The sequence below is a fragment of the Oligoflexus sp. genome (assembly GCF_035638955.1).
In the GTDB taxonomy this organism is placed as follows: domain Bacteria; phylum Bdellovibrionota_B; class Oligoflexia; order Oligoflexales; family Oligoflexaceae; genus Oligoflexus.
On record NZ_DASQYZ010000043.1, the window covers coordinates 1 to 6,439 of the forward strand.

The following is a 6,439-nucleotide window of genomic DNA, read 5'->3' on the forward strand; positions in this document are numbered from 1 at the left end:
AAGCGCGGTCCCAAGCTTGCGATTCCACAGGATCGAGTTGGAATCAATATCCCAGTCACGCGACAGTCCGTGTTCGTACTCGGGTAGAAAAGTTTCTTAAACTTTCTTTAGCGCTGTCCCAAAAATGCTGACACATTCCGATTCGCTTCCCGCCTTACGGCATTGCTACATTGTCAGGATCGCTCTTGATTCAGATCCCTAGGTCTATCTGGTGGTACAGATAGTCTTTAATTCATAAGACACCTTTCGAAGCGACATCGTGTCGCACAGGCCCAGAATGAAGGTCGGCGACACCGGCGGAAAACAACATCGAAAACCCTTTCACCGCAGGGTCTTCAGGCCAGAAAACATCGTTCTGAGTTTGGATCCCATTGTGCGTCAGGGTCACGGTGCCCATATGCGTCGCTAAAATGTTAAGCTTACAAGCATCACAATCTGTCACGTAATCGATCATTTTCAGCTGCAAGTTCTGGGGCACCAGGGCAACTGATGAAACTGATGCATCACGGGTGTTTCGTCGCTCGCTCTTCGACAAGAGCGCAGAGTACCCCACGCAATAGGCTCAGCATGCCCTGCGAGGGGCCACGAATGAACCGCGTGTTCGACCCGCAGCCCCTGGGATTCAACCGCCCGCAAGAGACCTGCAGCGCGGGATCCGGTCGAGGCTTACCCTTGCCGTCGAGGAACCAACCGGTATAGCCTTTGAATAGGAGGCCCGGCTTGGGGAAATGGAATATGAGAATCGGTAAGGCCGCCGAAAGCACTCTGTCAGGCCAATACGTAAGTCTGTTTCTTTTAAAACGTCAAGAAGACTTGTCATTGGCCACCTCTTACCAACTTCAGTCTTAAGACGAATAAGGTTCTGTGGCTCTGGCTGGGCGTCGAGCGGCTTCACTGAGATCCAACCGTCACTTCGCGAGAGGATACGGACGAGGGAGTTTTTCGGCATCGAGCGATCGAGATTTTCAAGCTCCTCTGTCATTGTCTCTTGTATTTTTTGGCAAAAAACCTCTGGGTCAATTGGTAGAGAGAGCGCTCCGTAATATTCAGCGCGGCGCTCTTCAAAGTCGCCAGGAAGATCATCATCTGGATTTCTACATCGGTCAGCACCGACGACCCAGATCTCTTTGCAGCACAGCCTATCACGAAGGGCCTGCAGCAGTGTCACCTCATAGTTGATGCGGTTTATGCGCTCATTACCGTCATTATCGACTTCTATGACCAAGTCGAGCCAATCTTTTTTGGCAACACCTTTGAGGGGAACTTCTTCTTCAATATCGTAATAATGGACACGGCTTTCAGCATAGCGTTTTAGAAGCTCAAGCCCGCGTATAACGGGTCTGTGAGCCTCATTATTTGAGCGGAATTTAAGCGCCGATAGGATCGCGGGCAGCATTCGCCTATAGCGGCCTCGGTAGGAAGCGCGCATAACCGTTTGAACTTGTGGTCGATAGGCTGGTCCAGTTGCCTTGAGCTCTTTAACAAGGGCTTTAAGCGTCTTTTCACTTACCACCGGGTAGACGACGTCGCGAATTACGCCATCGGGATGTTCAATTGCTGCCTCGGCAAGCTGACAGAGGATATTGGTTTTACCCGAAACCTTTCTGAGGTCATTGAGTAATTTTTTTTCGACCCTTTTTTCCGAGCGTGAGCCGATGCCATGGATCATTTGAATGAGCTGATCGACCAGTCTATCAATGATCTCGCGGCTACGAACAAAGCAATACGTTGCCACGAGTGTGTGCCTAATGTGTTCAGGATGCTGGCTCGTTCCATAGTTGAACTCAACGGCGACTCGTTGCTTTTGCCGATCCAGGAATTTTGGGGCAAAACCGGTGGTGTTCAAAGTCAGGTAACAGTCCAGACAACGTCTGGAACACGCCATAAATATTTATAGGGTCCTGATGGTTTTGCAGAGGTTAGGTTCAACTTTGGACTATCCCGGCACGACAGTATAAAATACTTCGTAATCAAAACTGAAAGGAACGGAACATGAGACTCTTTATGAGTGCCTGCATCTGTTTGGGTGTTTCAATGACAGCAGAAGCACGGTCCAAGCTTGGCAAAATCATGTCAGACGGTGAGCCCGGCACCTGCACCGAGATAAGTGGCCTATGGTCAGGCGAATGTATCGAAGATGGGAAGCCGCTGGCAGCCAAGCTTCAAATTTTTCAGGACGGCTGCACAGATATAGCTTTCCATGACTTCGATAGTTCCATCCCACAGGCCTATAAAACCGGACGGGAGGCGACGGTTCAGAGCACGAGGCTTGCTGATGCTTTCGTAAATTTCACAGCTTATGCCAGCTGGTCTGCTGACCGCTTGTCGTTTTTCGTCAATCGGATTTTCAACTTTGAGTACATTTATCAACGCAAGACTGTCAGAGGAAATGGGGAAGAGACATACATTGTCTCCCTAAAAGCCGAGGAACTACAGACATCTTTGAAGGGCAAGGGGACCAGTTCATCCGGCCAAATGGAAACTTACGAAACAAGCTGCACCTACCACCGTTCAAACTAACGAGGGGGCGTGCATAAAACCACGTCCTATTTCCGCTTGAAAGCTTTCACCACTCATCGGAGGTAAAGATCATAACATCAGTTTCTCGGGGTTTCACCTTCGCGGCCAGAAGGATGTTCACAGCTAAGTACAAGATGGCCAGTTAGCCCAATGTAAGTTTTTAATATTGCGAATCCTCCCCCTGGACTCCCAGGAAAGCCGCTCCAGACCCCGATGTTGATTGATCCAGATGGTAGAAGCTGACCATCCTTTTCCCGGTAAACATCCAACCGGAAGTTCAGAATTTTACCTCCGTTGCCAATATCTTTGGAGGAGCGGGTTGTCGAATCACCGTAGGCAAGAATGTCCTCCTGGGGCGGCTGACGAACGTCTCCAGACCAAACGATTTTCAAAGTTCGTCCGATACCCGTTTCAAATCCGGTATTGTTGAGTACCTGCAGCTTTGCGCGAGTTGCTGTGAAATCAATATTGTCCTGCCTGCCGATCTAGGCGCACGATGAAACGGGGATCAAGGAATTTGATCCTTGATGTGAAATCGATCCATGATGTCCCGCCATTGGGCCTGACTTCCCAAGCCATTGATCGTCTTGATTACATACTCGGCCACCTCAGGCGACAAACTTCGGGATAGCATCACATGCCGAGTGAAAGTGTTGCGTGGGACGGGGGAAAAAACGACCTTTTGCTCAAGGCCCTTCAAATGTATTCGAAACCAACTCAGAGTGCTTTTCGATACAAAAGCGACATCCACTCGCCTATGCATCAGCATTTTTAAGACATTTTCCTGACTGCGGCCATCCGTACGAACCAAAGCACGTTTGGCGATCATATTTTCAACATCAGCATACCGTTGATTGAGCACTGCACCCAATTTCAAACCGTGCAGGGATTCCGGCCCTTTGTAGTGGTGTGGAGCTTCTTTGTTTGAAGCAACCAAATCGATTTCGTTCATGATAGCTGCAGTCCAAAGGTAACGGGTCTTGGCCTCATCATATACAAATTTCGGATTGATCCAGGCGATAATCCCTTTCCAGTCAGGTTTCTCCATCATGACATCCAGGCGTCCCTTTGGAATTACTTTGACCGAAAAGTGGAAACGTCCATTCGAAGCCTGCGAGAGATACTGGGCAAGTTCCTGTGTAAGGCTCTTGGACGCATTTTCAAGAATAAATGGAGGGTAATCATAGTAGGTAATTATGGGCACGTCGATGGGAGCGGAAGCCGCCGTCCCTTGTATGAACAGACAGATCCAAATCAATGGACAAGATCCAAAGTTTTTTACGCCACGCGAATGAAGCATTGTCGGTGAAACCACAGAAGCCAGGTTATAGCATTTACCACTTAAACGTTGCTGGACAGCAAAACGCTACTGCATATTCTTCCGACCATTTCCCGTACTTGACCCGCTGCCATAGAAATTCATTTTGGCATAAAAGTCCATTCGAAACGCGTGGGGCAAAGCCGAGCTAAAACTGAGAGGTTTTTCAGTCAGTCAGGCTTCATCTTATTTTACAACGAATGATGATTTTCCGGGTCCGTGAAAGTCTCCTTTTTCCTCTTCATACTCCCTCCTATGCTTGTCATAATCACGGCCCTGGCTTTCAACGATCGACCGGCGCTTGCGCAGGCCGGCGTTCACCTCAACCTCGTTTGCCTTGGCGTCCTTGAGTGGATCGATTGATTCCATCTCGGTGCCAGTCCATTGCGTCTGAAGATAGGCCTGGCGTTTCAAAGGATCGTTGAATCCCGGCGCTTCCAGCATGCCTTCCCGAATCGCGTCAGTGATGACCCATTCCCATACCGGCTGACAAAGCCCGGTAACAAACCAGACCCGCCGGATCTTGAACGCCTTCCAGGCTTCAAGCAGCGCTTCCCTGGTTGCGGAATAGGATGACTGAAACTTCTGGGCAAGACTTCCGGAGGCAGGCCGACCCCCCGTTCCGATCTGACTCGCGATCAAAATTCGAGTTTGGGCGGCCCGGTGCCGGGGAGGATATCTTCTCCCCAGGAAGGAGAGGAACGAGCATTCCAGGCCCAAATTTGACCGTTCTGCGATCAGGTTCGGGACGCATCGACTCAGGCAAAGCCTGATTCTGCCCTCCAATGATCCCGCCGGTCTCGCTTGTGATGAATGTGGCGTAGAATGCGCTGATGACCGCAGCCATGATTTCAGCCTCTGTGTCGCGGCTGATCTTGGAGACTCTCCATTGTGGGTTTGCCTAGCCTTTGGAGCATTTTAAATCTCTCGCAAGCAGGTAGATTTTTCGCCGCTTGATCAACCAGATGCAGTTGGAACCTGGAGCATCGTCCGTTAAATTATCGGCACTAAGCTGGGGCGTGGTACAATGTAGACATACAAGGAAATGAGGTTCGAAATGTCAATTTCCTTTCTTCACTTAGCACCCTATCTCTTTTTGGTCAGCACGTTCCTTCAAGCCAGTCCCATTAAAATCGGCTTTTCAAATGATTACGAGCCCGTCAGCTTCGCGCGCCATGGTAAAGCAGTTGGTATTTCGCCCGACATAGTTCGCGAAGCCATCGGCAATGAGCTCACTGTTGAATTTGTAAGTCTACCGTGGGTTCGGGCTCAAAGAATGGTCGAAGAGGGTAAGTTGGATGCCATGTTTTCGATAGCAACCCAAGCCCGGGAGGTCTACTCCATCCCGAGCGCTCTTCCAGGGTTTACCGGAGAATTTCGAGGCTATACCTATATTCATCATCCTCAAATGGAGCGTCTGTCCCGCGTAAAACGTATCGAAGAGATTAAAGATCTAGTGGCTTGCGAGTACCTAGGAAGTGGCTGGGGCAATCAGCATTTGAAATCTGTTTTACAGCGAATTGAATTTTCGCCGACTCTTGCCACGAAACTGGAAATGACTCGGTGGAAGCGGTGTGATTTCATAGTTGAGCTGGATTTTTTAGTAGACTATCAAAACAATCGATCCTCTCTGGACAAGCTGGTAAAACTTCCGGCGGTCTATCAAACTGTTAGCTTTCGGTTGCTGCTAAGCAAGAAGTCCGCGTACAAAGAACTCTTGACTGTTTTTGATAAGAATATCGTAAACCTTGAGAAAGCTGGAAGAGTGAGATCCATCATACAGAGTTGGGTGCATGCTCGGCAAGGTCTGTGATCTGTTGCCATTTGGCTGTCGGCAACCCAAAAGGTGGATCGCTGACCATCAGCACGCAACCGTCGGCCGAATAGCGGCGCGAGCATCGCCCGATCCGAGCTGTCGCCGCATAGCAGCGTGTGTTTTTTGGTTTACCTTAAAACCTTAAACGAACGCGATTGCTCGCAAGCTCTGGTTTTTTATTTAGCGTCTGAATCGGTTGCCAATCACTTCATTAAGCGAATAGCTGTCGGGTTCATCGACAAACAGATCGAAGTACCGATCAATGGCCCGCTCGACCTGGGGCGTGAATTTCCAGAGCGGCCTAGTATTCTTCCGGTCCTTGAGCAGATACATATCGCGGAGCTGCTTGCCGCCCATTACTCGCTGGAAAACACGGACCAGAGGGAACGGCTTATAAGCCGGGCTCCTGGAGAAATCGAACTTTAAATCTTTAAATTGTCCGGTCGCTCGCACCTGGCGCAGCTTAATAACTCAGCGCTTGCGCGAATTCATGAACGCATCCTGAAAGTCTAAGCAGGCAAGTATTTGTTCGACGGTAGTCGATGGAATGCCTCAAAACACTGGCTTTCAAAAATCATAGAATCGAAGAATTGAAAAAATAAGCCCCTGCAGCGACATTGGAAGCACTTTGAAAAAACCTTCTAGCCGCAGGAGCCGATGATGCCGAAGCACCTGACCCGCATAATAAACGATTTTGAGGTCGTACCCAAGGCCATCGTGGAAGTTGTGGCTGCATATATCCTATACCTCATGCTTGAAACCAGAGGGCATCAGGCACGGCAGGC

At 49.6% G+C, this 6,439-nt stretch carries 7 protein-coding genes; 3 read left to right on the top strand and 4 right to left on the bottom strand.

The genetic code is table 11. The features are described 5' to 3' along the window. Positions 1-622: 622 nt before the first annotated feature. Complete coding sequence (locus tag VE954_RS04150) at positions 623-1,846, bottom strand: hypothetical protein (RefSeq protein ID WP_324949960.1); 1,224 nt, start codon at positions 1,844-1,846, stop codon at positions 623-625. A gap of 146 nt (positions 1,847-1,992) precedes the next feature. On the opposite strand from VE954_RS04150, the gene VE954_RS04155 reads away from it, so the two are divergent. After that, entirely contained in the window at positions 1,993-2,520 is a 528-nt protein-coding gene (locus VE954_RS04155) for a hypothetical protein (RefSeq protein ID WP_324949962.1), read from the top strand. Positions 2,521-3,028: 508 nt separating this feature from the next. On the opposite strand, the gene VE954_RS04160 is transcribed toward VE954_RS04155, so the two are convergent. The 3 genes from VE954_RS04160 to VE954_RS44110 form a co-directional block, all read right to left on the bottom strand. Further along, positions 3,029-3,778 (bottom strand): hypothetical protein, encoded by a 750-nt coding sequence (locus VE954_RS04160; RefSeq protein ID WP_324949964.1) that lies wholly within the window; start codon positions 3,776-3,778, stop codon positions 3,029-3,031. A gap of 246 nt (positions 3,779-4,024) precedes the next feature. Further along, positions 4,025-4,480 (bottom strand): hypothetical protein, encoded by a 456-nt coding sequence (locus VE954_RS04165; protein ID WP_324949966.1) that lies wholly within the window; start codon positions 4,478-4,480, stop codon positions 4,025-4,027. Beyond that, positions 4,380-4,685, bottom strand: a complete 306-nt coding sequence (locus tag VE954_RS44110) for a phage portal protein (RefSeq protein WP_414698971.1) — start codon at positions 4,683-4,685, stop codon at positions 4,380-4,382. The genes VE954_RS04165 and VE954_RS44110 overlap by 101 nt, the downstream gene beginning before the upstream one ends. Positions 4,686-4,895: 210 nt before the next feature. Between VE954_RS44110 and VE954_RS04170 the strand changes: the two genes are divergently transcribed. Then, complete coding sequence (locus VE954_RS04170; RefSeq protein WP_324949968.1) at positions 4,896-5,651, top strand: substrate-binding periplasmic protein; 756 nt, start codon at positions 4,896-4,898, stop codon at positions 5,649-5,651. A 126-nt stretch (positions 5,652-5,777) separates the two neighbouring features. After that, positions 5,778-6,080: a hypothetical protein gene (locus VE954_RS04175; protein WP_324949970.1), complete on the top strand. Its 303-nt coding sequence runs from the start codon at positions 5,778-5,780 to the stop codon at positions 6,078-6,080. Positions 6,081-6,439: the final 359 nt, after the last annotated feature.

What these genes read in the sequence shown, in the direction of transcription:
- VE954_RS04170 (WP_324949968.1), top strand. Translation starts at nt 4,896, where the DNA reads ATGTCAATTTCCTTTCTTCACTTAGCACCCTATCTCTTTTTGGTCAGC.
- VE954_RS04155 (WP_324949962.1), top strand. Translation starts at nt 1,993, where the DNA reads ATGAGACTCTTTATGAGTGCCTGCATCTGTTTGGGTGTTTCAATGACA.
- VE954_RS44110 (WP_414698971.1), bottom strand. Translation starts at nt 4,685, where the DNA reads ATGGCTGCGGTCATCAGCGCATTCTACGCCACATTCATCACAAGCGAG.